Origin of the sequence: Paracoccus sp. (in: a-proteobacteria), from assembly GCF_032007265.1 — a bacterium.
GTDB lineage: Bacteria > Pseudomonadota > Alphaproteobacteria > Rhodobacterales > Rhodobacteraceae > Paracoccus.
Genome location: NZ_DALZMB010000197.1, coordinates 1 through 2,685 on the forward strand (window position 1 = coordinate 1; position 2,685 = coordinate 2,685).

Consider the following 2,685-nt stretch of genomic DNA (forward strand, 5'->3'; position numbering starts at 1 on the left):
GTCCGTCCGGGGAAAGGGGAGCCTTGGCCATCAGCCGAATTGTGCAACAGAGCCGTTTTGTATCTGAGGTTTCATGATCGTGTGGATCAGTGGCTACGTAGGCGCGCAGATAGGACCGGGGATCGCTCATGACAACGGGTCATGATGATACAATCCTGAGAAAACCCACACTTGGCTCCGGAAACTGGGCGGGGGTCACTCCTGGTCGGAGATACGGTAAGCCTGCCCAGTATCTGGCGCCCATTGCATGTTAGTGCTGATGCGGTGATCGCACTGGAAAACTTGAAGGCCCCTGCACCTGAGATCGAGGCCATCGAGCGTGGCGATTTTTATCTTTTTGGGCTATTAGAGCAGATCGCAGCAGAGCGCTGGATGGCGTGATCCAATTCGGCAGGTTGCACCAGTTATGGCACGATAGCGCTGTCGTGGTGTGCTGGCGCTAAATTGGAAATGGTCGTACGGTGCTTGCACTTGGCGCGGGCACGGTTCACTGCCGATCCCGCATGGCTCCTTCCCGTCCGAATGTTGAAACCGGAAATGCAGCCCGCATCTAGAAATTTGTCTGTGCTAATCGAAGCGGCCCAAGCATCTCCAGGGGCGCTTAGAGATCGAACGCCGGCGAGTGATGAAACACGAAGGTGTCTAAGAAGCGCGAGGCTGTTCAGCCTTTAGACGGTCCGCTAGGTGAAGTGGCAGCAGGGGCTGCCACCGCAACAGCAAACTAGGCAAGCGAAGTTATGCAGCAAATCACAATCGATGAGGCGAGATATTTGCCGTATTTTGCAACTTTCGCTATAGGTTTGGCGCAGGACTATCTCGCGAGGGCAGGCTACCCCGATGCCGTGACGGTACCCATTTCGATCATGATCGTCATGTGCTAGGTGCGCTCGGTGGCCAGGCCAACCATGATCCGGGCGAAGCCTCCATTGTCTCTTCAGTGCTTCCAGCGGTTATAGAGGATCTTGGCCGGGCCGTATTTCTTCGGGGCGTCACACCAACGCAACCAATTGCGCTTGATGAAAATTTTGCCGCTCAGAACGCGACGATCATCGACGAGGGGCTTGCCATGGCTCTCGGGAAAGATCGGCTTGAGGCGCTCCATTTGCGCGTTTAGAGGTTGCTCATCGATCAGATTTCTTTAGGGAGCCTGAATCTGCCAACAGCCTGAAATCAATGGATCTCGAACCTAAGCTGCCAAAGGGCCCCTCACTCTCCTCATCACAAGCACCACCGAGATAAAAATCTTGACGGGAATGCGGCCATCGAAATAAGTAACTATACAGTTATAAGTTTCGATGGCTGAGGTCTGTGCGCAATGTTCAGACGCTCAGGCGTGACGCTGGTGTCACGTTTTACGATGGAACGGGTTTTTGCGGCGACCATTCCGTCCTTCATCATGCTTCTCGTATTGGTGGCGATCATGATTGCAGTCCCGTCCATCGTGACCTGGCTGCCGAACAAAAGGGGATAGGGATGGGTCAGGAAAAGAGCGTTAATCTGATAGAGATGAGGCCAATGCTGAAGACGGCTCCGGCTTTGCAACTGATCCATCTTGCATTTGAGCATGCAATCTCGCGGGGATGGTTGGTGGCGGTTGCCGTCGTTGATGCCGGGGGCGAGGTGCTGGCTTCGGCGCGTATGGATGGTGTCGGTGCTCCAACGCTTGGTTTCGCGGCTGACAAGGCCTTCACGGCGGCCACGATGCGGCGCTCGACGCGGGAATTCTTTGCGCGGATGAACAGAGCGGACGAGCTTCGGGTCGGGCTGGCAAATCGGCCCCGGCTGATCACCTGGGAAGGGGGCCTGCCGATTGTTTACAACGAGGCCATTATCGGAGGCATCGGCGTCTCTGGCGCGCAGGGTCATGAGGATGCCGAATGCGCCCAAACCGCGCTGCGCAGCTTGGGCCTGTCGAGCTGAGTTGGGGGCCGCTTAGGCGCTGACAAGACGCAGGATCGTGTCGATATTGAACTGGAGGCGCTCTTCGAGCGCCTCTTTTGCCATCAAGTCCCGCTCAAAAATGATCGAGCCGGTATATTGGTTGGTCAGATAGTAATAGCCGATCGCAGCGATGGTCAGGTTCAGCTGCACCGGGTCGATTCCGGTGCGAAAATCGCCGCTTGCAACCCCGCGTTTTAGAATGGTGTCGACCATCGAGACGAAGCGACGGCTGTAAATCTTGACGATCTCGGATTTCTTCAGGTGCTTAGCCCGATGAAGGTTTTCGCTGTTAACCAGCGTGATGAACTCGGGGTGCTTGAGGTAATAATCCCAAGTGAAGCGCACGAGACGCACCAGTGCCTCGTTGGGGGGCAGGTGGTCCAGCGCCAGCTTTTGCTCGGCATCGCGGATGGCGATATAGGCATTTTCGAGGACGGTCTGGAACAGATCCTCTTTGCCGCCGAAATAGTGATAAAGCATCCGCTTATTGGCATCAGCCTTTTCGGCGATGACATCGACACGTGCACCGCCAAAGCCATTGCGGGCAAATTCGTTCTGCGCGGCCTTGAGAATGCGTGCCTTGGTTGCATCGGCGTCGCGGATGCGAGGCTTGCTGGGCGATGGCGTCTTGGCTTCTGCGGTCACGCTCTGTCTCCGGTCGTTCCTGGCTGGTCCTCTGTACCCAGAACGTTATAGCAGTCCAGAGCTTACGCAAGCCATGGCTGGAAAATTATCGCACTAACT

3 protein-coding genes and 1 pseudogene are annotated in these 2,685 nt (G+C 55.9%); 2 read left to right on the forward strand and 2 right to left on the reverse strand.

All coding sequences use genetic code 11. The annotated features are described in order from the left end of the window. Nucleotides 1-937: 937 nt before the first annotated feature. Nucleotides 938-1,102, reverse strand: a pseudogene (locus RTS12_RS20530) (IS5/IS1182 family transposase); the annotation flags it as partial. Nucleotides 1,103-1,315: 213 nt separating this feature from the next. Between RTS12_RS20530 and RTS12_RS20535 the strand changes: the two are divergent. Together RTS12_RS20535 and RTS12_RS20540 are read left to right on the forward strand one after the other, a co-directional pair. Next, the gene (locus RTS12_RS20535) at nt 1,316-1,471 is read left to right on the forward strand and encodes a hypothetical protein (RefSeq protein ID WP_312531982.1); all 156 of its coding nucleotides are present in this window, start codon (nt 1,316-1,318) and stop codon (nt 1,469-1,471) included. A 44-nt stretch (nt 1,472-1,515) separates the two neighbouring features. Then, complete coding sequence (locus RTS12_RS20540) at nt 1,516-1,920, forward strand: heme-binding protein (RefSeq protein WP_312531984.1); 405 nt, start codon at nt 1,516-1,518, stop codon at nt 1,918-1,920. 12 nt (nt 1,921-1,932) lie between these two features. Here RTS12_RS20540 and RTS12_RS20545 read toward each other — a convergent pair whose 3' ends face one another. Further along, the gene (locus RTS12_RS20545) at nt 1,933-2,586 is read right to left on the reverse strand and encodes a TetR/AcrR family transcriptional regulator (protein ID WP_312531986.1); all 654 of its coding nucleotides are present in this window, start codon (nt 2,584-2,586) and stop codon (nt 1,933-1,935) included. Nucleotides 2,587-2,685 lie beyond the last annotated feature (99 nt).

What these genes read in the sequence shown, in the direction of transcription:
- RTS12_RS20540 (WP_312531984.1), top strand. Translation starts at nt 1,516, where the DNA reads ATGCTGAAGACGGCTCCGGCTTTGCAACTGATCCATCTTGCATTTGAG.
- RTS12_RS20535 (WP_312531982.1), top strand. Translation starts at nt 1,316, where the DNA reads ATGTTCAGACGCTCAGGCGTGACGCTGGTGTCACGTTTTACGATGGAA.